Source organism: Candidatus Pelagibacter ubique HIMB140 (assembly GCF_025558165.1).
GTDB classification, from domain to species: domain Bacteria; phylum Pseudomonadota; class Alphaproteobacteria; order Pelagibacterales; family Pelagibacteraceae; genus Pelagibacter; species Pelagibacter ubique_T.
Genome location: NZ_LAMZ01000001.1, coordinates 1 through 21,966 on the forward strand (window position 1 = coordinate 1; position 21,966 = coordinate 21,966).

The 21,966-nt window shown below is 28.8% G+C and carries 29 protein-coding genes; 14 read left to right on the forward strand and 15 right to left on the reverse strand.

Going from position 1 to position 21,966, the window contains the following annotated elements:
• The first annotated feature begins 57 nt into the window (after nt 1–57).
• Both VP90_RS00005 and VP90_RS00010 read left to right on the forward strand, forming a co-directional pair.
• Nucleotides 58–546, forward strand: a complete 489-nt coding sequence (locus tag VP90_RS00005; protein WP_262588996.1) for a hypothetical protein — start codon at nt 58–60, stop codon at nt 544–546.
• A gap of 3 nt (nt 547–549) precedes the next feature.
• Nucleotides 550–1,092: a hypothetical protein gene (locus tag VP90_RS00010; protein WP_262588997.1), complete on the forward strand. Its 543-nt coding sequence runs from the start codon at nt 550–552 to the stop codon at nt 1,090–1,092.
• A 21-nt stretch (nt 1,093–1,113) separates the two neighbouring features.
• On the opposite strand, the gene VP90_RS00015 is transcribed toward VP90_RS00010, so the two are convergent.
• The 10 genes from VP90_RS00015 to VP90_RS00060 all read right to left on the reverse strand — a co-directional run bounded on the left by VP90_RS00015 (nt 1,114) and on the right by VP90_RS00060 (nt 8,304).
• A complete protein-coding gene (locus VP90_RS00015; protein ID WP_262588998.1) occupies nt 1,114–1,302 on the reverse strand; it encodes a hypothetical protein in 189 nt (62 codons plus the stop codon).
• Nucleotides 1,303–1,361: 59 nt separating this feature from the next.
• Complete coding sequence (locus VP90_RS00020) at nt 1,362–2,966, reverse strand: hypothetical protein (protein WP_262588999.1); 1,605 nt, start codon at nt 2,964–2,966, stop codon at nt 1,362–1,364.
• Nucleotides 2,967–3,179: 213 nt separating this feature from the next.
• A complete protein-coding gene (locus VP90_RS00025; RefSeq protein WP_262589000.1) occupies nt 3,180–3,353 on the reverse strand; it encodes a hypothetical protein in 174 nt (57 codons plus the stop codon).
• Nucleotides 3,341–3,592 carry a hypothetical protein gene (locus tag VP90_RS00030; RefSeq protein ID WP_262589001.1) on the reverse strand — a complete coding sequence of 84 codons (252 nt, stop codon included), beginning with the start codon at nt 3,590–3,592 and terminating at the stop codon, nt 3,341–3,343. The genes VP90_RS00025 and VP90_RS00030 overlap by 13 nt, the downstream gene beginning before the upstream one ends.
• A 111-nt stretch (nt 3,593–3,703) precedes the next feature.
• The gene (locus VP90_RS00035; RefSeq protein ID WP_262589002.1) at nt 3,704–4,432 is read right to left on the reverse strand and encodes a hypothetical protein; all 729 of its coding nucleotides are present in this window, start codon (nt 4,430–4,432) and stop codon (nt 3,704–3,706) included.
• A gap of 19 nt (nt 4,433–4,451) precedes the next feature.
• Nucleotides 4,452–5,444, reverse strand: coding sequence for an HIT domain-containing protein (locus VP90_RS00040; protein ID WP_262589003.1), 993 nt, complete (start codon nt 5,442–5,444; stop codon nt 4,452–4,454).
• Between the two features lie 28 nt (nt 5,445–5,472).
• Nucleotides 5,473–6,480, reverse strand: a complete 1,008-nt coding sequence (locus VP90_RS00045) for a restriction endonuclease PLD domain-containing protein (protein ID WP_262589004.1) — start codon at nt 6,478–6,480, stop codon at nt 5,473–5,475.
• 5 nt (nt 6,481–6,485) lie between these two features.
• Nucleotides 6,486–7,559 carry a DNA cytosine methyltransferase gene (locus VP90_RS00050; RefSeq protein WP_262589005.1) on the reverse strand — a complete coding sequence of 358 codons (1,074 nt, stop codon included), beginning with the start codon at nt 7,557–7,559 and terminating at the stop codon, nt 6,486–6,488.
• A 72-nt stretch (nt 7,560–7,631) separates the two neighbouring features.
• Nucleotides 7,632–7,982, reverse strand: a complete 351-nt coding sequence (locus tag VP90_RS00055; RefSeq protein ID WP_262589006.1) for a hypothetical protein — start codon at nt 7,980–7,982, stop codon at nt 7,632–7,634.
• A complete protein-coding gene (locus VP90_RS00060) occupies nt 7,960–8,304 on the reverse strand; it encodes a hypothetical protein (protein ID WP_262589007.1) in 345 nt (114 codons plus the stop codon). Before VP90_RS00060 ends, VP90_RS00055 begins: the two co-directional genes overlap by 23 nt.
• 174 nt (nt 8,305–8,478) lie before the next feature.
• Here VP90_RS00060 and VP90_RS00065 point away from each other — a divergent pair, with 174 nt between their 5' ends.
• The 3 genes from VP90_RS00065 to VP90_RS00075 all read left to right on the forward strand — a co-directional run bounded on the left by VP90_RS00065 (nt 8,479) and on the right by VP90_RS00075 (nt 10,571).
• The gene (locus VP90_RS00065) at nt 8,479–8,679 is read left to right on the forward strand and encodes a hypothetical protein (RefSeq protein WP_262589008.1); all 201 of its coding nucleotides are present in this window, start codon (nt 8,479–8,481) and stop codon (nt 8,677–8,679) included.
• Nucleotides 8,663–8,830, forward strand: a complete 168-nt coding sequence (locus tag VP90_RS00070; RefSeq protein WP_262589009.1) for a hypothetical protein — start codon at nt 8,663–8,665, stop codon at nt 8,828–8,830. The genes VP90_RS00065 and VP90_RS00070 overlap by 17 nt, the downstream gene beginning before the upstream one ends.
• Nucleotides 8,831–9,149: 319 nt before the next feature.
• The gene (locus tag VP90_RS00075; protein WP_262589010.1) at nt 9,150–10,571 is read left to right on the forward strand and encodes a hypothetical protein; all 1,422 of its coding nucleotides are present in this window, start codon (nt 9,150–9,152) and stop codon (nt 10,569–10,571) included.
• A gap of 44 nt (nt 10,572–10,615) precedes the next feature.
• Here VP90_RS00075 and VP90_RS00080 read toward each other — a convergent pair whose 3' ends face one another.
• The 3 genes from VP90_RS00080 to VP90_RS00090 all read right to left on the reverse strand — a co-directional run bounded on the left by VP90_RS00080 (nt 10,616) and on the right by VP90_RS00090 (nt 12,738).
• A complete protein-coding gene (locus VP90_RS00080; protein WP_262589011.1) occupies nt 10,616–11,008 on the reverse strand; it encodes a hypothetical protein in 393 nt (130 codons plus the stop codon).
• A gap of 108 nt (nt 11,009–11,116) precedes the next feature.
• A complete protein-coding gene (locus VP90_RS00085; protein WP_262589012.1) occupies nt 11,117–12,067 on the reverse strand; it encodes a site-specific integrase in 951 nt (316 codons plus the stop codon).
• 143 nt (nt 12,068–12,210) lie between these two features.
• The gene (locus tag VP90_RS00090; RefSeq protein WP_262589013.1) at nt 12,211–12,738 is read right to left on the reverse strand and encodes an adenine phosphoribosyltransferase; all 528 of its coding nucleotides are present in this window, start codon (nt 12,736–12,738) and stop codon (nt 12,211–12,213) included.
• Between the two features lie 33 nt (nt 12,739–12,771).
• Here VP90_RS00090 and VP90_RS00095 point away from each other — a divergent pair, with 33 nt between their 5' ends.
• From VP90_RS00095 to VP90_RS00130, 8 genes are read left to right on the forward strand one after another with little or no spacing between them, the layout of a single operon-like run.
• Nucleotides 12,772–13,644 carry an S-methyl-5'-thioadenosine phosphorylase gene (locus tag VP90_RS00095; protein WP_262589014.1) on the forward strand — a complete coding sequence of 291 codons (873 nt, stop codon included), beginning with the start codon at nt 12,772–12,774 and terminating at the stop codon, nt 13,642–13,644.
• On the forward strand, nt 13,641–14,711 hold the full coding sequence (gene mtnA, locus VP90_RS00100) for an S-methyl-5-thioribose-1-phosphate isomerase (protein WP_262589015.1): 1,071 nt from the start codon (nt 13,641–13,643) through the stop codon (nt 14,709–14,711). The genes VP90_RS00095 and mtnA overlap by 4 nt, the downstream gene beginning before the upstream one ends.
• Entirely contained in the window at nt 14,708–15,343 is a 636-nt protein-coding gene (locus tag VP90_RS00105) for a class II aldolase/adducin family protein (protein ID WP_262589016.1), read from the forward strand. Before mtnA ends, VP90_RS00105 begins: the two co-directional genes overlap by 4 nt.
• Nucleotides 15,343–16,383, forward strand: a complete 1,041-nt coding sequence (gene speD / locus VP90_RS00110) for an adenosylmethionine decarboxylase (RefSeq protein ID WP_262589017.1) — start codon at nt 15,343–15,345, stop codon at nt 16,381–16,383. The genes VP90_RS00105 and speD overlap by 1 nt, the downstream gene beginning before the upstream one ends.
• Before the next feature lie 57 nt (nt 16,384–16,440).
• The gene (locus tag VP90_RS00115) at nt 16,441–17,292 is read left to right on the forward strand and encodes a transporter substrate-binding domain-containing protein (protein ID WP_262589018.1); all 852 of its coding nucleotides are present in this window, start codon (nt 16,441–16,443) and stop codon (nt 17,290–17,292) included.
• A 44-nt stretch (nt 17,293–17,336) separates the two neighbouring features.
• Nucleotides 17,337–18,029 carry an ABC transporter permease gene (locus VP90_RS00120; protein WP_262589019.1) on the forward strand — a complete coding sequence of 231 codons (693 nt, stop codon included), beginning with the start codon at nt 17,337–17,339 and terminating at the stop codon, nt 18,027–18,029.
• Nucleotides 18,029–18,706: an ABC transporter permease gene (locus tag VP90_RS00125; RefSeq protein ID WP_262589020.1), complete on the forward strand. Its 678-nt coding sequence runs from the start codon at nt 18,029–18,031 to the stop codon at nt 18,704–18,706. The genes VP90_RS00120 and VP90_RS00125 overlap by 1 nt, the downstream gene beginning before the upstream one ends.
• 1 nt (nt 18,707) lies before the next feature.
• Nucleotides 18,708–19,496 (forward strand): phytanoyl-CoA dioxygenase family protein, encoded by a 789-nt coding sequence (locus VP90_RS00130; protein WP_262589021.1) that lies wholly within the window; start codon nt 18,708–18,710, stop codon nt 19,494–19,496.
• Here VP90_RS00130 and VP90_RS00135 read toward each other — a convergent pair.
• Nucleotides 19,486–19,875, reverse strand: a complete 390-nt coding sequence (locus tag VP90_RS00135) for a DUF6165 family protein (RefSeq protein WP_262589022.1) — start codon at nt 19,873–19,875, stop codon at nt 19,486–19,488. The genes VP90_RS00130 and VP90_RS00135 overlap by 11 nt on opposite strands.
• A gap of 32 nt (nt 19,876–19,907) precedes the next feature.
• On the opposite strand from VP90_RS00135, the gene VP90_RS00140 reads away from it, so the two are divergent.
• Nucleotides 19,908–20,849 carry a glycosyltransferase family 9 protein gene (locus VP90_RS00140; RefSeq protein WP_262589023.1) on the forward strand — a complete coding sequence of 314 codons (942 nt, stop codon included), beginning with the start codon at nt 19,908–19,910 and terminating at the stop codon, nt 20,847–20,849.
• On the opposite strand, the gene VP90_RS00145 is transcribed toward VP90_RS00140, so the two are convergent.
• Nucleotides 20,839–21,912 carry an AbrB family transcriptional regulator gene (locus VP90_RS00145; protein WP_262589024.1) on the reverse strand — a complete coding sequence of 358 codons (1,074 nt, stop codon included), beginning with the start codon at nt 21,910–21,912 and terminating at the stop codon, nt 20,839–20,841. The two genes, VP90_RS00140 and VP90_RS00145, sit on opposite strands and share 11 nt — an antisense overlap.
• Between the last annotated feature and the right edge of the window lie 54 nt (nt 21,913–21,966).

Below are 21,966 nucleotides of genomic sequence, written 5' to 3' on the forward strand. Positions count from 1 at the left end.
TATTTTGGGTGACTATACGATTACCCTGAGAGATTTTTGTGTTAAATTATTTTTGAGATGAAAAAGATAATTCTGTATTTTATTTTCATTAGCTTTTCGTTAAATGCAAATGCTGAGACAATTCTCCTAAAATGTGTTTATAAATTCATTGATGAAAAAAGACCTTCAAACGAAATTGGTGACGAGACTTTATATGAATTTGATTTGAATGCAAAGACATACATAGTAAGCGAAAATGAAATAAAATATTATATGATATCCAATTTTTCAGACACCTATTACACTAGCTATGTAAGAATAAATAGATTTACTGGAGATTTTATTCAAGAATCAGCTGAGGTTAAAAAAAAGGAAATACAGCCATTATTAGATAACAATACTCCTCAAAATCAAATGGTGCAACAAGATGAATATACTTTTAAACTCATTGAAGGAATTACTAGTAGAAATTTCTTTGCAAATAAATATTCAGATTTAAGTTTTAATAAAAAGCCAATGTGGCTTAGATATGAATTAAAATGTGATAAAGCAAAAAAGAAATTTTAAATAATGATTAGTGATGATTACTTTGATGCAAGCTTATTGATGGGTGATAGTAAAATCAAACACATGCAACAAGAGAAGTTTTCTGAGTTAACTTTTGAAACCAAAGTTGGAATGTTGATTGCAAAAATAACTAATGAAGCTCTCATAGATAATAAAATTAACTATCTAGAACTAAACGATAAAAATAAAATTTCTAAAATTGCTTTTTTTCATCACTTTACTTGTGTTTTGATTTCAGGTTATTTGAAAAGAGAAGGAAAAAATATTAACAATAATTGGTCATTTAAATCCTTTTTTGGTTTTTTTTCTTTAAATACAAAATTCAACAAGGATTACTGGATTGACCAATATCAAAGCACTAACAAAATTGTATTAAAATTAATTAAAGATGGCAAAACAGATAAAAGAGCTGAAGAAATAGTCGATACTTATTCTACTTTGATAAATGGCTTTGTACAAAATAAAGGATTAAACATGAGTAAAAGTATTAATTTCAGAGAGATTTTTAAAAATCAAATGATGGTATGTTTCGAGTTACTTGATTAAATTCCCAGATAGTATTTTTTATCATTTATTTTTTTTATTTCTGGTTTCATCGTTAATCTTTCTACCATATTCTCTTATTTGAATTCTCTCAATTGCCTCATTAGACTTTTGAATATTTCTAAGCCTTCTTTTTTTGAAATATGAAAAGATAAAATAAATAATAACTAATTTAATAGGGACAATTAAACTTATAAATATCTGGTTACTCATTGATTAACAAAATAACTTATTGCTCATAATACTTCTATAATTATAATTAATTCAAACATTTAAATATTCTTAGGTGAAAACAGGAGAAAGAATTCTCTTCTACTAATATTTTTTTTATTAAAATCACTTTGTTCTTCTTCGTCTAATACCAATTCTTCCTCATCTATTCCCTCCAACAAAGTTTTTCCAATAGCTTTTGAAATTAAGAAGAATGCATAAAGTGGTCCAATTAAACTTAAAAGTGTTACTCTATGAATAGTTTTAGCTGTTAATTCAGGAATAAATTTCTTTAATGCCCTTGTGAATTGTTCATTATTTATTTGTCTTTGATGACGAGCATAAATGAATGGCATTAAATTCATTGCTAAAACCAATATCCCTGCTTCAACACCACCTTTTGCAAGATATTCTCCGTGGTGAACATCTAGTAATTTATCAAAGTTTGTTTCGTTTATTTCAGTCAGTTCATTCATTGTATAGTTTCCATCCATTACCAAAGGGTGATTTACTTTTTCAGCTACACCCTTTGGAACAATTATAGGAGTGTCAGGATACTTTCTTAAAGTATCCTCTATATAGTTAATATTCTCTGAAGCTTTCAATTGGATGCCATAACTTTTGCCGGATAGAATATCTGTTTTTTTAATATCAACCATTGGATGATTAGGTGTCTCAAATATTTCAGATTTATATTCATCACTATCACTATTCTCATGAGCATTTTCTAAGATTTCAAATAGCTTACCTTGGACAGGTTTTTGCAAGCCTACTAGTTGTTCTTTGTCATAAGATTGTACAAATTTTGCTATATCCTCAAAAGTAGCATCAGAACCTAATTGTTTAGTGTAAGACATTCTCCATGCATCTAAGTATTTAGAACCAAAGAATCCTTCGAAAGTCTCTTCTTTATTTTCAAGTAGTCTTGCTAAACATAGTGCGAATAATAAATCACCCTTGATTATTTGTTCTTGGTTTTTTTTAAAAGTAATTATAGCCCAAATGTTTTGAGAAAGTTTTTTCAGTTTACTTCCAATGTCACCAATTACTTTGATTTGAGCTTTAACTAAGTTAATTGAGTGTCTAACTGCTCGTGTAGCAATTGATAGAGTTTTGACTATAGATAAACTTTTAATGGTATCAAATTTATTTATCTCTTCAAAAGATAACCAAAAAAATAATCCTAGAAAATTTGTTGCAAGTATTTCTGCTGCAACAAACACCCCTCCAGTAAATGAAAATGCAAAGCTTAAAAATGTTTTCATTAGCCAAAATACCGAGACAGTTGTAATCCCAGTCGCTATAATTAATTTGTAAAAATTTTTTAATTCAAATTTAATTCCAACTGTCTTAGCAATTTCATAGGCCATATAACCTTCTAGAGCTCTGCAAATAGCAACTCCGATACCCATTTGCCCTGGAACAAAAGCTATAGCTCCATTGATTAAAGCTATGATAGTAATAATTTTATATACTTGTTCTTCTTTTCTATTTTTAGAAACAAACTTAGTAATTTTATCAATATCAATATCATCTAGTATTAAAGTTTTTAAGTGAGGAAAAAATTCTTTTGCAAGCTCATAACTTTTTACCCATTCAGAGGGTGTTGTTAAATATTTAATTGAAGAATTTAAATAATCTTTAACTTTTTTTAAAGTTGCTCGCATAGACTTAATTTATTTATTCTAAACTTTATTGGTATAAAAAACTAGGTTCTTCCCATTCACAAAAACATGACCCACAACCACAAACAATCCCTTTGCAAGTTTCACAAGTATCATTCTGTTGAGAGTTAATATCTTGTTTACAGTTAAAGCAGTGGGTTCTTCGAACATATTTTTCTAACTTCGTTTCTTTCTTTTGCTCTATCATTTTTACTCCTAGTGTAAGTGTTTTTTTAGCTCCTCATTAACCAATTCAACATATCTAAACCATTCATTGATATAATTACGAGGTTGCTTCTTTGCCTCTTTCTCAACTCTTTTAAGAGCTTTATCGGTTATTTTATCAATCAACTTTATTTGTTCTTTATTTTCCTTTTTCAACTTTTCCATTCACCCTCCATTGTTTCATCTTTAATGTTTTCGTTTTCTTCTTTAAGAACAAGGTCTCTGTAAACAATTGCAATTTCAGCTTTTGCTATCGCAACAGACGCTTTTCTACTTATCTGATAGTTATGTTTTTTATGAATGTATTTTGAGATTAAATCACAATCTATCTTAGCTATCCAATTATCAGAATATTTTTGTTTGTATTTTTTTTTAAACTTCAATAATTCAATAACCTTGTTCATGTTATTAGTTATAGGTATTGAATTTATTTTTTAAATCTGAATTAAATTCTTTAAAAATTCAAAGAACGTTTAAAATGTTCTTTCAAATATTCAAAGAACGATTTATCTAAATCATCTAACTTTCTTGTAGAGTTCCCAATTTTTTGTCCAAATTTCAGCGAATGGTTTTTGATGCTTTTGAAAAAATTTCATATTGTATTTTTTTTCTTCTTTAACAATATAATTACATACAGACTTAAAATATTGCTGAGCTTCTTTTCTAAAAATACTTTTATTATCCTTATCTTCTTTTGGTAGACCTAAAAATATATAACGCGATTCCCAATATCGTGTATCCTCCATCGCTTTAATTATAGTCTTTTTTTTCGTTGGTAATTTTAAATTCAATGCAGATTTTTTAATTTTAAAAAATTTTAATAAACTTAATAGTTCTTTTTTATATTCAAATTTATAATAGAGCTTTCCTCCTTTTTTATAAATTGTTTTCCATTCTGGATTGTAAACATACTCCTCTAAACTGTAAATTCTGTCTTTCATTAACAAAATTATTTTATTTAGTTCATCACCTTTTTTCTGATTTTCTTTGTAACTTTTTTGTATTTTTAAAATTCTGTCTAAAATTTTTTTTGTATTTTTAACTTCTTCATAAAAAATAAAATTAGATATTTCCACAACTCTGCTAATTGCATAGTAGCACATTCTAAAATCTTTCCATTCACTGTCATCTCTAATCTTTCTTTTCTTTATAGTAAGTTTTTTTTTCCACTCCTTAGGAAATTGAATGTTATTCTTATTAAGATATTTCTCTAAATCTTCTACATTTTTTAGAGTTTGTTTCATTTTTAAGTAAAATAAATTATTAATTATATTGTTGCTTTGATTTTATCACACCTCTAACACCGCCTCTAGGATTTTCAGTATCTCCCTTCCTTCTAGGAATAAAATGTACATGGCAATGGAATATTGTTTGACCAGCAACATCACCTGAATTATTACCAATGTTAAATCCTTTAATACTCTTATCTTTTTTTTGTAATTCATCTTTCATTTCATTAATAAGTTGTGAAATTGCATTAATCTCAGGTTGGTATAAATCAAAGTAATCATTACAGTGTCTCCTTGGAATTATTAAACAATGCTGTTTTGTAACAGGGTAGTTATCTTTAATTACTACGGCTAATTCATTTGATTTAATTATCTTAGCTTTAGATATGTTACAGAAAATACATCCCTTTTTCCTGACATTGTAACTCTCAATTATCTTTTTAAAGTGGGTATCGTCCTTGTTACTTTTTTGGGAATTGCATGTGTAACAAAGAGCCTGGAAGTTACTAAGTTCATCCTTTCCACCTTTACTTCGAGGTATTATATGGTCAACTTCTAAAGCTTTTTTTGTTGAAGATATTCCACAACTTTCACATCTATTCTTTGCTCTTAATAAAACTTTGTATCTAATACTTCCCGAAATAACCCCACTTGCTAAAGTTCTGTGACCAAAGATTTTCTTTACACCTCTTTTTTTAATATAGTTTTGTAGTTTCTCATTGCATAGTTTTATTAACTCATCTTTTTGATTTTCATCTAAATCAAAATCCTCAAATAAGTAATTATCTTTAGATTTCTTAATTTCATTTAAGTGTTTAGATAGATACTTAAATGGCATTAAATTAGTAATCTTTTTATAATAATCTATTTGTGTTTCATCATAACTTAAAAATGATTTTGAAATATTCCTTGCTGAAGCTTTTCCATTACCTTTAATTAACTCAGTTAACATTAATGGCTGATAAATATGAGCCATAGACATTTTCTTGGAAATATAGTTTTTTAATTTTAAATATTTTTTTGACACAATAATAATTTTAATAAATGCTATTTATTTAAAATTCTAAATAATATTTTTTATCATTAATTTTTTTTAGTGAAATAAAATCTCTTCCATAATTTCTTAAAGTATCTAAAGTAATTCTTTGGTATCTTTCAAGGTATCCTTCTCTTTCAAGTTTTCCTTTTATTAGTTCTCCTAAAATTTCTCTATTGTCTTTAGTGGTTATTGCTTTGTAATTTGCAGAGGCGGTAATCATTTTTAATTCATAAAATTTATCTTCATCTTTTACATATGCGGTAAATTCTCCTTTAGGGTAATCTTTAATTCTATCTTTGGCTTCAGTTGTTATTTCAACCTCATACCAAGGTCTAGGTGCATATTTACCAGTTGTTCTATTCTTTCTACCTTTCTCAAAATAAAGATTAAGAGATGAGCGTGGCTGTTCATCAACCCTTAATTTAATGTCTATGTTTGAGGTTATCTTAGCTGTAGGGAAAAGTTCTGGTCTTATCTCGTAATTCTTTAATTTATCTTTTGTTTTTTTCTTTTTTCTATTTTTAATAAAAAGCTCTACCTCATTTAGTGGAGCTGTAAATTCATTGCCATAGTATAAATGATTTAAAAATTTATTGATTTCATTTTTTGTTTTTTTTTCATCAATTATAGATGTGCATTCTATATTTCCAAAAAAGCCACTATCTGAAAAATTTGATGAGCCTAAATATATTTTCTCATCTTCTTTTTTTTTAAATTTGTAAATTTTTCCATGAAATTGTCTTAGGGAAATAAAAACTCCACTTTCATCATTAATATTTTTTAGGTCTTCGTTTAAATTTTCTAATGCTTTTTTTTGAGATTTGCTGACACCTTCATGGTAAATCATTCCAACAAGAAGTCGACAGTATCCTCTCTTTGAAATATTTAATAAATTGTTCTTATATTTTTCAATTGCAGATACGCCAAAGTAACCACTAGCAATTTCAAGACCTTCGTACTTGTTAATATCATTAATGAATTGTTTTCCAAAAGGGCCACCAAAATCTTTGTGGTTTGTGAACATAAGAACTATATCTTAATATTAGGTTCTACATATTGATAGTTATTTTTTTCAAAACAATTAAGTATTGCCTCAAATATTATTCTAGCACCATCAACTGGAACAGCCATTCCTATTTGTTTTCTTTGACTTTCTTTACTTCCTTTAAAAATAAAACTATCAGGAAAAGTTTGTAGCCTTGCTCGTTCTCTGTTTGTTAACGCTCTATGTTCTGACCAATGATACATGTGCGTTCCACCACCACCACTTCCAGTAACTGTATAAGCTGGTTTATCAGGGTGAAGTCTTTTATAAATTTGACTTATTTTTGCACCCTTAACATTGAGAGTTAGAGATTTAGGAAGTTTTGCAGTGAATGCACTTTGTCCAGGTTTTATGTATTTTAATCTTTCAATAACTTGTTTGGAATTTTTTGTAAAAATATGATTGGGGTCATTAGCTTTAAAAGGTTTTGTTAATACTTCTCTCACAGTTACAGTCTTTTCAGAAGGTTTTGGTACTTTAAAATAAAAATCATTTCCAAATTTTTTATTAAATCCAACGATTATAATTCTGTGACGTGCCTGAGGTATTCCATATTCTTCAAATTTATATTTATGAACTGTTAAATTGTAGCCTTCGCCTGAGTTACCTAATTCATTTAGTATTTTTTTAAAGGCTTCTCCTTCATTTGCACTAGACATACCTGATACGTTTTCAGCTAAAAACCAATCAGGATTATATCTATTCATTAATTCCACACCATATGAGTAGAGTGGGCCAAACTTTCCTTTAAACCCTTTATGCTCACCAACGTTGCTAAAATCATTGCATGGAAAGCCATAAGCAAAGGCATTAAATTTTGGAAGTTTAATCTTTTTATTATCAATTAATGAGAAGAATTTTTCGACTGGAGTGCAGTAGATATTCTTATCTGAAATATTGTAGCTGTAAGTATCGCAGGAGTCTTGGTCATAATCAGAGGCCCAAGAATGTTCTAAAGATATATCTTTATTTTTAAATTTATTATTAGCTAGTTTAGCGCCTAAACCTAAGCCACCTGGACCACTGAAAAACTCTCCTAATTTAAATACTTTTTTCATTGATTCTATCTATATCACAAAAGTTAAATTTATCTCGAAGCTTAAAGTAGTACTATTGAAGATGATTAACATTTAATAAGTGTTAGTGTTGATAACTCCATCTTTTTCGAACCATTTATGAAAATAAATTCTTTCTTTTCTAAGTGATTTCGCAAATTCTTTAAATTTAAACTCTAAATTTTCTACAATATTTTTAAATAACAACGCTTTTATAGAGTCATAATTAATTATTGCTTTCTCTTGAGATTTAAATATTTCAACTGTCAGACTAGAAACAATTTTTCCATCAAAATAATATTTTTCTATGTAAACATAAGATTTATCTGTGACAACTAACATACAGATTATATTTTTATCATGCTTTAATATTTTAAAATCTGTGCTTTGTTTTATCTTTGAATCAGCCACACTTAATAGGTTCATCCCAAAGTCCTTCCTCATATTTGATTTGTTTTTTCTTTAATAATTCAATTAAGCAATCTTTTTTTGATTGCTTTTCTTTTGGTTTGATATTTTTCAAATAAAACAATATTTGTTCAAAAGTAATTCCTTTTAAGTCTTCTTTTTTGATGTTTATGTAGTCATCGAATTCTTCAAAGATACTACTAGTTTTAGGAAGAGTTATGTCAGAAAAATTAATTCTATCTCCATAATCCGATAATGATGAATAGTATTTCGCAATGGGATTTTCAATTTCATCAAATACTTCGTATTTCCAACCTTCCGGCAGATTATTTTTTTTCATAAATGTAAGTGAGTTTTTTATTTTTTAAGAAAGTTAACAATATTATATTTGGGAACAATTTTTTTTTTTTCAAGGACTGGTAAAATATTTTTAATATGATATATTAATTTTGTCCGTGATTTAGAAATTACTCTACTTGCTTCGGACCTTAAACATTAACGCTAAAGGAGACAGATGCAAAACAATCAATCTAAAAGTAAAAAAGGTATCTTAGAAACTATGTACGATGCCATAATGGAAAAAGGTGGACCAGTAGGACCGATAACTCAGTCATTAGTAGATTTATGGGAAAAACCAATTGAAACAAGTCCTGAAGATAAAAAGATAATTATTAGTTATTTAAAAAAAGGAGGTTCTGATGGGAAAAATAATTAAAACCATCCTAGCAACAGAGGATAATGACCCAATGGGTTTACTTAATACTTATGAAGTTTTTAATCCAAAAAAATATAAACAAAAATATTCAAATAATCATAACCTTAAGGATAAAAAAATATATAAGACTAAAAAGAAAAAAATAATTTAACACAAAAATCTCTCAGGGTAATCGTATAGTCACCCAAAATATTTTCCCCCTTACCACTCTAAATAGAAAATATGTGTCACACTAGGGTCACAAATAGATTGATGATAGTAATGATATGTTCTACTTTAGGTTTGAACCGACAGAACTGACAGGTTTGTTTTATTGAGGAACTAAAGGTTTTTGGTAGCGGGAAGTGGAATCGAACCACTGACCTCGGGCTTATGAGCCTGTGTTAAACCTACAGAAACCCTTTGGTTTACTTTGTGAAATCATTCACACAACCTCGCTTGTCACAACTCTGTCACAACGAATAGTTCTTGTGCAAGATTTCTCTTTGATATTTTCTTTAGTTTCTAATGATGAATTACTTGATGAGATAATAGATGAAGTTTTAGGTGAACTTAAAAATAATAGAAAAAATAAACTCAACAAAACATATGAAAAGAGTGAAGCAACAATAACAAGAAAAATTATAAATGCTTTATATCAATCTTACTTTTCCATACCTAAGTCATGGGTATCACTTTCATTAAGAGCCAAACATTATTCAGGAACAGGTTTAAGCTATAGAGCTTTAAGAAGAGTATTTAATACATTGGTACAAAAGAAACTTATTATTTATAAAATTGGTAATGAATATTCCTCTAAGGTTACACGAATTTATCCAGCAAAAAGATTAATTATATTATTTAAAAAGATAGGGCATGTATGGAGAAAATACGAAATAGATAACAATGAAGTTATTATTGTTAGAGAAAAAGATAAAAATAAGAATAAAAAATTAATCAAAACACCCAACAACAAAACAGCAAGAACACTAAGAAAGAACTTAAATTTAATTAATGAAGAACTTTCAAAACACTGTTTAGCATTAGATATTGATGATGATGCTTATCTCCTTTTAGAGAAAGAATTAAAAAAACATACAAGAAAAGGAAAGTCAGAATATAACTGGACAGAGAAAACACCTTTTTCAATTAACTATTCAAGATTTAAATTAGTAAGAATTTTTTCTAATAAAAAACTTAATCTACATGGAAGATTTTATGGTGGGTGGTGGCAGTCATTACCTGAGAGATACAGACAACATATAACTATAGATGGAAGACAAACATTGGAGGTTGATTACTCAACTTTAGCACTAAGAATGATTTATAGTCTTAAAAATAAACCTTTAGATGATTCTAAAGACCCTTTTGATTTAGGACTTAAACCTACTAAAGAACAAAGAAAGATAATTAAAAAATTTGCTTATGCACTTATAAATGACATCAAAGGAACATTTAGACTGTCTAATGAGCAATATAAGATTTTAGGAGTTAAACATAATCAACTTTTAGAATTAATAAAAAAGCATCATCCTCCTTTAATTGAATTTCTTAAGTCTGAAATTGGTTTAAAACTAATGTACCTGGACTCTGTAATTGCTGAAGATATTATTCTCAGTCTACTAAAGAAGAAAATCTTAGTATTACCTATACATGATAGTTTTATAGTAGGTCGTAAGTATGTTGGTGAATTAACAAAGCAAATGAACAAATCCTTTAAAAAAATCTTAAAACAAAACCCTAAGTTTGATATTTCAGAACCTAAGTGGAGACTTGATTTCTATAATTCGCTAACAAATACTAATGATAAAATAGATAGATTTAATAAAAGAAATTATGAGATTGATATAGGAAGAAAAAGTAGTTTGTACCTTAAGTATTATTTTTCTTGGAAAGAAAAGTTCAATAATTAACTTTATTTTTTATATCTATTGTTCCCTCAATACCGGAAACGCTTTTATGATAAGATGCCTTGGGTGTAGTGGCAAATAGCAATTATTATCAATTGAATTATAATACAAGGTAAAATCCCCGCTGTATTTGGTAAGTCTACCAACATAACATTGTCAGGTTTTAATTTATTCTTGGTAGAATATTTAACTAATTCTCTAGTAGAAATAGCCCCAGATATTACCATTCCCGAAGGAATTAGGACTATCATATATAAAACACTAAGGTCTAAAATTACTACATTTAAAATAGCTATCCACCAAAGCACCATGGCTTTAAAATTAGTTGTTCCCCAGGACTCCTGACCTCCCATTTGCTTGGGTTTAAAAATTGAACCAACAGTCCAAGTCAAAAGAAGTACGAAAGTTATTAACCAAACAGCATAGTGCAAAAAGACCATGTCAACATACTAATACAAAAATGTTTTTAAAAACAGATAATGAAAGACAAATGAATAAATTATTTTTTATCCCTAAAGTGGAACTTATTTATCTAAAGTGTCCTAATCTCAAAACTTCTGTATTTTTTGTGCTAAATTCTCAATTTTAAGATGGGTGTATCTAATTAGTTGCCTTACATCTCTATGACCTGAAATCATACTAACTTCAGGTATAGATAGACCTTTTTCAAAAAATCTAGAAATAGCCTCATGTCTTAAATCATGAAAATGTAAATTCTCTATTCCACCTCTCTTTAACATTCTACTCCAACATAATCTTAGTGCATTAGCACTTACTGGATAGGGAAGAGTACTTCTATTGAGAATATCTTTAGCTTTGTTAGTTAATGGAACTTTTCTAGGAAAACCATTCTTCGAGTCTGGAAGATAAATTATATCAGTTTCTATATTCTCTGGCTTAATCTTTAATATTTCACTTCTTCTTAATCCAGTTTCAATAGCAAGCTCAATAATATTTATTATATGTGGGTTTCTAAAAGGTTCATTTAGGATATATTTTAATTCATTATCCGATAATCGCCTTTCTCTAGGTGGATTACATCTAGGCTTAGGAACGTTTGCAAGTGGATTAAATGGAATAGGGTAGCTCCACTGTTTAATTGCAACATTGTACAAATGATGAAGTAAAGCTAAATCATATTTACACGCTCTATTTCCGTCAGGTAAACGCTTATTTTTAAATTCAACAAAATCCCTAGTCTTTAATTGATAGACTTTTCTTTGAGATATTGGTTCTCTTAGCAATCTTTTTATTCTTAAGACTTCTCTATCAAAACCTTTTTTCAAAGGTGTAACTTCTTTAAGGTATCTATTCAATAAATCAGACAGTAAGAGAGTTTTGTCTAAAACTTCAAATTCCTGACCTAAGTTAATTTTACTTTCCATTAGTTTGCCCCATCTTTGAGCATCTTTTAAATGAAAGAAAGTTTTGCTTCTTTGAAACCCTTGGTTTCTTACTTGCACTTGGTATTTACCATTTCTTTTTCTTATTGATGCCATTGCATTTTCTCCTCTGTTGTGACAGAGTTGTGACAAGCGAGGTTGTGTGAATGATTTCACAAAGTAAACCAAAGGGTTTCTGTAGGTTTAACACAGGCTCATAAGCCCGAGGTCAGTGGTTCGATCCCACTTCCCGCTACCATTTAATGTCCTGGAAATTCTATTAAATTTTCAACTTTATAATTTTTATTTACCAAATTATCTGATCCACCTAAATCAAATAAATTAATAACGAAAACAAATGCAGATACTTTTGCATCACACATTTCAACTAATTTAGCAGCAGCTTCAGCGGTACCACCTGTTGCAATTAAGTCATCAATAATTAAAACAGACTCATCTTTTAAAATAGAATCTTTATGAACCTCAATAGTTGCAGTGCCATATTCTAATTCAAAATCTACAGAATGTACTTCGGCTGGTAATTTATTTTTTTTTCTCAACATTATAAAAGGTTTTTTAAGTATATAAGAAACAGCAGAGGCAAACACGAAACCCCTTGATTCTATTGCAGCAATTTTATCAATTTTGTATTTTTTAGATCTTTCAATAATTTGATTAATTGTTTCAGCAAAAGCTTCCTCGTTTTTAATTAGAGTAGTTATATCCCTAAATAGAATACCTTTTTTAGGATAATCAGGAATTGATCTAATATGATCTTTTAAATTCATAATACTCAATTATAAATAAATATATTTTAAATTATGACAACAAATAAATTAGCAATAATTGGTGGAAGTGGTCTTTATGATGTTGAAGAATTTACTGACAGAGAATTATTAGAAATTAATACACCCTGGGGCAAACCATCTGATCAAATATTAAAAACTAATTATAAAAATAAAGAAGTATATTTTTTACCTAGACATGGAAGAGGGCATTTTGTTTCTCCATCGAATATAAATTTTAAAGCAAATATTGATGCATTAAAACAGTTGGGTGTTACTGATATTGTTTCAGTTTCAGCCGTAGGATCTTTGAAAGAAGAGTTGCAACCTGGAAAATTTGTTATTATTGATCAATTTATTGATAGAACTTTTGCAAGAGTAAAAACTTTTTTTGATGATGAAATTGTTGCTCATGTATCTATGGCACATCCTACATCTAATGGATTAATGAATGCATGCGAAGATGCAATTAAAAAATCTAATATAGAATATCAAAGAAATGGAACTTATGTAGTTATGGAGGGTCCTCAATTTTCAACATTGGCAGAATCTAATTTATATAGATCTTGGAAAGCTGATGTAATTGGTATGACCAATATGCCTGAAGCAAAGCTCGCAAGAGAGGCAGAAATTAGATATGCATCAGTTTCAATGGTAACAGATTTTGATTGTTGGCACCCAGATCATGAAAATGTTGATGTTCAACAAGTAATAAAAGTTTTGTTAGGAAATGCTGAAAAAGCAAAAGTGATGATTAAAAATTTAATTGATAATTTTGAAAGCCATATAGATCCAAATGATCCAACTAATAATTGCTTAGATGTGGCTATCATTACTGCTCCGGAAAAACGAACCCAAAAAACAATACACAAGTTAAAAACTGTTGCAGGTAGAGTTTTGATTAAATGAGAATTCAAGGAAAAGAATATCGTACAATATGGTACGAGGATAAGATAGTAAAAATAATTGATCAAACAAAGCTTCCACATCAATTTATAATAAAAAATCTTAAATCAGTTAAAGATGCAATAAATGCAATCAAAGTTATGGAAGTTAGAGGTGCTCCTTTAATTGGGGCAACAGCTGCTTACGGAATAGTTTTAGCTATTCAAGAGAACAACTCTCAAGAATTTATAAGCAAATGTTCAGAAGAATTAATTAAATCAAGACCTACTGCGATAAACTTAAAATGGGCAGTTGATCGTATGATGAAAAAATTATCTGGCATCAATAGTAATCAAATTTTAGATGTAGCTTTAAAAGAAGCTAAAGAAATTTGTGATGAGGATGAAAAATTTTGTGAGAATATAGGTATTAATGGATTAAGAATAATTGAAGAAATTTACAATAAGAAAAAAAGTACAGTAAATATTTTAACTCATTGCAATGCAGGTTGGTTAGCAACAATTAATTGGGGCACAGCAACTTCACCGATTTATCATGCTCATAAAAAAGGAATTCCGGTTCATGTATGGGTAGATGAAACAAGACCAAGGAACCAAGGTGCAAATTTAACTTCATATGAGTTAAATGAGGAACAAATTTCAAATACAATTATAGCTGATAATACTGGTGGTATTTTAATGCAAAGAGGCGAAGTTGACATGTGTATTGTTGGAACAGATAGAACTTTATCAAATGGAGACGTTTGTAATAAAATTGGAACTTATTTAAAAGCTTTAGCTGCACATGATAATAAAGTTCCTTTTTATGTTGCACTCCCAAGTTCAACTATTGATTGGAATATTAAAGATGCAAGAGACATTCCAATTGAGGAGAGAAACTCTGAGGAATTATCTCATGTAGAGGGTATTGATGAAAACAATGAAGTTAAAAAAGTTTTGATTTACCCAAAGAAAAGTAAAGCAATGAATTTAGCTTTTGATGTAACTCCTGCAAAATATGTAAGTGGATTGATTACTGAGAGAGGAGTAAGTGAAGCTTCTGCCAATGGACTAAAAAACTTATTCAAATGAAAAATTTAAGTTCTGAAATTATTCGATATTCAAAAATGCTGAACACAAAAAAATTATCAGCTTTAAGATCTGGGAATATTTCAGTAAGGTATAAAAATGGTTTTTTAATTTCCCCGTCTGGAAAAAAATACTCAACTTTAAAAAATAAAGATATAGTTTTCGTTTCATTAGATGGTGAGTTTGACAAAAAAAAAGGTATTCCATCTTCAGAATGGAAATTTCATCAAGATATTTATAAAAATAAAAAAGAAGCTAAAGCGATTGTTCATGCTCATTCAACAAATGCAACTGCAGTATCTACTCATAATAAAGGAATACCTCCTTTTCATTACATGGTTGCAATGGCTGGTGGCCATGACATTAAATGTGCAAAATATGCTACCTTTGGAACAAGAGAGTTATCCAAAAATATTTTGAGAGCTCTAAAAGGTAGAAAAGCCTGTTTAATTGCAAATCACGGTCAGATTGCATTTGAAGATAATTTACCAAAAGCTTTTGAGTTAGCTGAAGAGGTTGAAAATATATCGCTTCAGTATATAACGAGCCTGAAATTGGGTAAGCCTAAAATTCTTTCTATAGCAGAAATGAATAAAGTTTTATCCAAAGCTAAAAATTATAAAAAGGATAGCTAATGACCAAAGTTGGAGAGCATATAACTCTAGATATCATTGGAACTACAAAAGAGTACGATCCTTCTATTTATGAAAAAGTAATTCATGAAATTGCAAAAGCTGCAAAAGTAACAATACTAAATATTTCTAAATATAAATTTGAACCTCAAGGTTTTACAATATTGGCTCTTTTAGCAGAAAGCCATATTAGTTTTCATACATTTCCTGAAAAAGGAATTATTAGTTTTGATTTTTTTACTTGTGGGAAAGTAAGTCCTTCAGTTGCAATTGATATAATTAAAAAAGAATTTGAACACACAAGAATTGTTAAAAAAGAATTTAATAGAGACACAAAATCGCTTTATCATGACATATATAGCTCACCAGGTTTGCAAAAATCATATGTTGTAAATGATGTTTTAGAAGATTTTAAATCAAAAGTTGGTCAACATATTGAAATATTGGATCTTGAACAATTTGGAAAATCATTATTTATAGATGGTGAAATTCAAGTTGCTGCAACTGACGAACACTTATACAGCTCTACATTTGTTGGCTCAGGTTTAAATTTAAATAAAGATAATGAAAGAGCAGCTATCATTGGAGGTGGAGATGGTGGAGTTGCAAGAGAATGTATTTCTAAAAATTTTAATTTTATTGATTGGTATGAGTTAGATCCAGAAGTTGTAGATGTTTGTAATAAACATCTTGGTGATATTGGAAAAAAAGCTACGGAAAAAAATTCAGTCAAATGCGTATGGGGAGATGCATTTGAAAGTATTAAATCAGTAGCTGATGATACTTACGATCATATTTTTGTTGATCTTAATGATGATCAGTTTTGCATCGATCTTGCAGCAAAAAATATGGACTCATTAGTTAGAATATTAAAACCAAAAGGGGTGATTACTGCTCAAGTTGGTAGTCAGGATAAAAAACCTAAGCAAGTTGATAGTTGGTTAAATGTTTTTAATCAAAATTTTGGTAATGCTAAATTATCTAGAGTTTACATACCAAGTTTTGATTGTGCTTGGAACTTTTCATCTTCAATAAATCATTAATTTTTCTTTTTTCTTTCTAAAAATTGTGAAATAATTATTCCAATTAAAGGAGAAAATATGAATATATTCAAAAAAACTATTTTAACAGTTCTAGCTTCTTTTTTAATCATCGGAAATGTTTCTGCTGAGAAAATTAAAATTGGAACTGAAGGTGCTTATCCTCCATGGAATTCAAAAGATGCTTCTGGCAATTTAATTGGGTTTGAGGTTGAGCTAGCTCAAGAACTTTGTAAAATTATGAAGTATGAGTGCACAATCGTTGAGCAAGATTGGGATGGTATGATACCTGCATTAGTAATGAGAAAATTTGATGCAATCATGGCCGGGATGTCAATCACTGACGAGAGAAAGAAAACAATTACTTTCTCACAAGGTTATGCTGATGAAGTTGCATCTCTTGCTGTAATGAAAGGTTCAAGCTTAGAAGGTATGGACACACCAGAAGGTATCAACTTATCTTTAGGTGGTTCAAGTGTTAAAAAAGCACTTAAAACTCTAACTGATGCTCTTGCTGGAAAAACTGTTTGTACTCAAACAGGTACAATTCACCAAAACTTTTTAGAGTCTGGTGACGTTGGAAGTGTAAATGTTAGAACTTACAAAACTCAAGATGAGGTTAACTTAGATTTAACTTCTGGAAGATGTGATGTTGCACTTGCGGCAGCTGTAGCATTTACAGACTATGCTGATAAATCTGGTAAACCAGTTGTTTTAGTTGGTCCAACTTTTTCAGGTGGTGCATTTGGAAATGGTGTTGGAGTTGGAATTAGACAAGCTAGTGATAGTGCTATTGGAAAAAGAGACGCTAAAATCTTAAAAGATTTCAATAAAGCAATTAACAAAGCTAGAAAACAAGGAATAATTAGCAAACTTGCAATTAAACATTTTGGTTTCGACGCTTCTATGTAATTAATTTTGGATTTGGCGACTATAATATATAGTCGCCAGTCTATATGGAACTACTTGCATTTGGAAAAACAGGTTGGGGGGATGAGTTATTTTACGCAACCTTAATGACTGTTGCAGTATCTGTTACTGCAATGTTGGTTGGTTTTCTTTTTGCTTTAATTTTTACTCCTCTTAAACTTTCAAAATACAAAACACTAAATTTTGTTGGTAATTTTTACACCACAGTAATAAGAGGTGTTCCTGAATTATTAGTAATATATTTATTATTTTTTGGTGGAAGCGGTGCAATCATGTATGTTGCGTCAATATTTGGTTATTACGAATATATAGAAATCAATGCATTCATTACTGGTGCAGTTGCTATTGGTATAATTTCAGGAGCTTACTCAACAGAAGTTTTTAGAGGAGCCATTCAGTCTATTGATAAAGGGCAGTTCGAAGCTGCTAAAGTTTTAGGAATAAGCAAGTTTGGTCAATTTTATAAAATAATTCTTCCTCAAATGTTAAGACTTGCCATTCCAAATTTAAGTAATGTTTGGCAAATTACTTTAAAGGACACTTCTTTAATATCAGTAACAGGACTAGTTGAAATCATGAGACAATCTTATATTGCTGCAGGATCTACAAGAGATCCATTATTTTTTTATTCTTTTGCTGCAGTTTTATATTTATTGCTCACTTACATAAGCATGAAGTTAATTAATAAATTAGAAGTCAAATATAGTAGGGGTTATTAATGGATTTTGATTTAATGATCACTAGTTTTCCAAAACTCTTAGGAGCAACTGTTATTACTTTAAAACTTTTATCAGCTTCTTTATTTTTTGGATTATTTCTTGGATTATTTTTTGCAATTTTAAGATTAAACAAAAATATATTTATTAATAAATTTGCCTATGGATACTCATATGTTTTCAGAGGTACTCCTTTATTAGTTCAAATTTTTATAATTTACTTTGGATTAGGACAAATTGAATATTTAAGATCAACAGTTTTATGGGTTGTTTTAAAAGAACCTTATTGGTGTGCAATTATAGCTTTTACATTAAATACAGGTGCATACACTTCTGAGATATTGAGATCTGCATTCCAAACTATAAAACCAGGAATTATTGAAGCTGGAAAAAGTTTAGGTATTTCAAATAAAATTATATTTTATAAAATTCAAATACCTATTGCGATCAGACAATCACTTCCTGCATATGGAAATGAAATTATTTTAATGATGAAAGGTACTTCATTAGCAAGCACCGTAACATTAATGGACTTAACTGGTGTTGCAAAATACATCATATCAACAACATTTAAACCTATTGAAGTATTTATAGTAGCCGGTGGAATATATTTATTTATGACTTTTATTATTCATAATGTGATTAAGTATTTAGAAAAAAAATATAGTTTCCAACAATAAAATGTATCTATCTCAAAAACAGATTGATGATTATCAAAATCTTGGTGCAATAATAATTAAAGATGCATTTAAAGAATGGATCGAACCACTAAGAATAGGTTTTCAAAAAGTTTTAAATAACCCAAGCCAATATGGAAGAGAAAATGTTAAAGAAAATGAAGGAAGGTTTTTTGAGGACTATTGCAATTGGGAAAGAGTAAAAGAGTTTAAAGATTGTATGTTTAATTCTCCTGCTGCTCAAATAGTTGCTGAGGCTACAAATTCAAAATCTATACAAATTTTTCATGATCATCTTTTTATTAAAGATCCAGGAACAAATAAAGAAACACCTTGGCATCAAGATATGCCGTATTACTGTGTTGATGGAAATGATACAGGAAGTTTTTGGATACCTTTAGATGAAGTAAATAAAGAAAATAACCTTAAATTAATTTTAAGATCACATAAGTGGCAAAAACTTTTAAAACCTACTAAATGGTCTAACGATCAACCTTGGTATCAAGATGATAGCTCATTTATGAATCTTCCTCAAAAAGAAGAATTTGAAGAAGATATATTAGTTCCTGAACTAAAATTAGGTGATGCAGTTTTGTTTAATTTTAAAACTGTTCATTGTTCTACAGGAAATAAAAGTTCTAAATCTCGTAGAGCATTCTCCATGAGATTTATAGGTGATGATGTTACTTTTGCTGAAAGAGGCGGCCCAACATCACCACCATTCGATGGAATTAATTTAAAATCAGGAGATCAGATGAGAGAAGATTGGTTTCCAAAAGTTTTTAGTAACTAGTATACTCTTTAATTTCTTTAATTGCAGAACCAGTATGGTTATTCATTTCTAATTTTATTTTTGCACGATCATCATTTAAAAAATGTACATCTCTAGAAAGTTTTATGAATTTTTCTCCAAAATCTTTATTTTTTTCACAATCTCTTTTGTCATCTTCAATAACCCAAAGTCTGGCATTTATATCTTTTAAGTCTTGAAATAATTTTTCAAGTTTCTCATCAGACTTAACATTTTTTTCTAACTGATTTTTAAGAATAGAGTGTTCATTATTTATAAAATTTAATTTTTCTGGGTCTTTAATTTTATCTTGTTTGATTTCTAATATTGAAATCTTGTCTAAAAGCTCACCAACAGAAACCTCGACTATAATTTTATTCATAAAACTTTATACTATGTTAAGTTGTTAGAATTATGTCTAATATTTTAATTATTAAACATGGATCTTTAGGCGATATAGCTCAAGCATGTGGGGCAATTCAAGATATTTCTGAAAATCATAAAGGAGATCAAATTCATTTATTAACAACAAAACCTTATTTTGAGCTATTTAAAAAAAACCCGCATATTTCAAATGTTATTCTAGATAAGAGATTATCAAAGATTAACTTAATTTATTTATATTTACTTATGAGAGAGATTAAAAAACATAATTTCTCAAAAGTTTATGATCTTCAAAATTCTAGTAGAACATCATTTTACAAAAATATATTATTTCCTAAAGCTGATAAAACCATCTGGTGTTCAACAGAAACAACTCTTCCAGAAGGAACAACCAAAAAAGATTTTGATAAAGATTCTGTTCTTTCAAGATTTGATTATCAATTAAAGTCCTCAGGAATTAATACCAATCATACAATGAAACCAGACTTTTCATGGAGTACAGTTGATATTTCAGAAATAAAAAAAAGTTATGAACTAGATAAATACATAATACTTTTTCCTTTTTGCTCACCCCATTTAACTACAAAGAAATGGCCTTACTATAACGACCTAATCTCTATGATTAATGACAAATTTCAAAATAAATTTAAAGTGGTTACTGCACCTGGACCATATGAAATTGAAGATGCAAAAAATATAAATGCTTTATGTGTTCTAGATAATGGTAAAGCTTTAAATATTTCACAATTATCTGGATTTATTAAAGATAGTTCGTTTGTCGTTGCTAATGATACTGGACCTGCACATATAACAGCACACTTAGGATCAAAAGGAATTGCTTTATTTGGTTCTCATACAACTCCTTTTAAAGTAAGTATTGAAAGAGATAACTTTAAAGCAATACAAGCCCCCGAATTATCAAAACTCTCAGCAGAAAAAGTTTTTGAAAGACTTTCTGAAATTATTTCTTAATTTTTTCTAAAACTCTCAAAAATATTGGAACTGTGAAAAGTATAAAAAGCAATCTTATTATATGGTGAAAAGCAACAAAATCTGGATCTAGATCAAAGGCAATTGCTATAACTGCTACCTCATAAATTCCACCCGGACTGAAAGATAATATTAAAGTTAAAATATTTGTATCAACAAAGAATGTTGCAATGTATGCAGCAATTAAGCCCAATACCACCAATATTACTGTCGCTACAATACTATGTAGTGAATTGTTTGCAATTTCCTTTACTGTTTTTTCAGCAAATCTACATCCAACAGAAGAACCAAGAATTAACAGACAAAAATTTACTGTTTCGTCTGGCAATTTATACGTTGCTATATCTGTAATTTGTAATACGCCACTTGCAAATAATGTTCCTGATAATAAGGCTGCTGGCACTCTAATTTTCTCAAAAACAAAAATAAAAAATAAAGATGCAATAATAAGTAAAATTAAATTTAAATGATTTTGAGCCAAGTAATTAAATTCACCATTTAATAAAACATCATTGTCAGTATTGTTTACGATAATAAGTGGAATTACAGTTATAATAATGATCAATCTAATTAAGTGAGAAATTGCAACTTGAGATAAATCAGTTTTTTCATTTTCTGCTAAAATCATTAATGGACCTAAAGCACCAGGAGCAGCAGAAAATATAGAGGCTTTGTTACCGTAATTTGCAAATTTTTGCAGATACTTAGCAACAACTAGAATACAGATTATTATGTAAATTAACATAATCAGAGATGTCCAAATCCAATTAACTATTTGGTTAAATAGATTTTGATCTATGTAATTTCCAATATGCAAACCTAAAATAATTAGAATAAAGCTCAAAACAATTTTAGGCATAATGATTTTTATTCCTGATAAAGCAGCAATTGATGTGATAATCATTGGGCCTAAAAACCAAGCAAGTGGAATATTGAATTGTTCTGCAATTATTGCACTTGGTACACTTATCAAAAAAACAGTTATAAATTTTAATGTAAATAACTGAGACAAATTTTCTTTAATTTTCTGTGTTGATGAATTCATCTTTAAATTTCTATATGATTGACACTACTTTATATTAAATGTTTAATATAATTT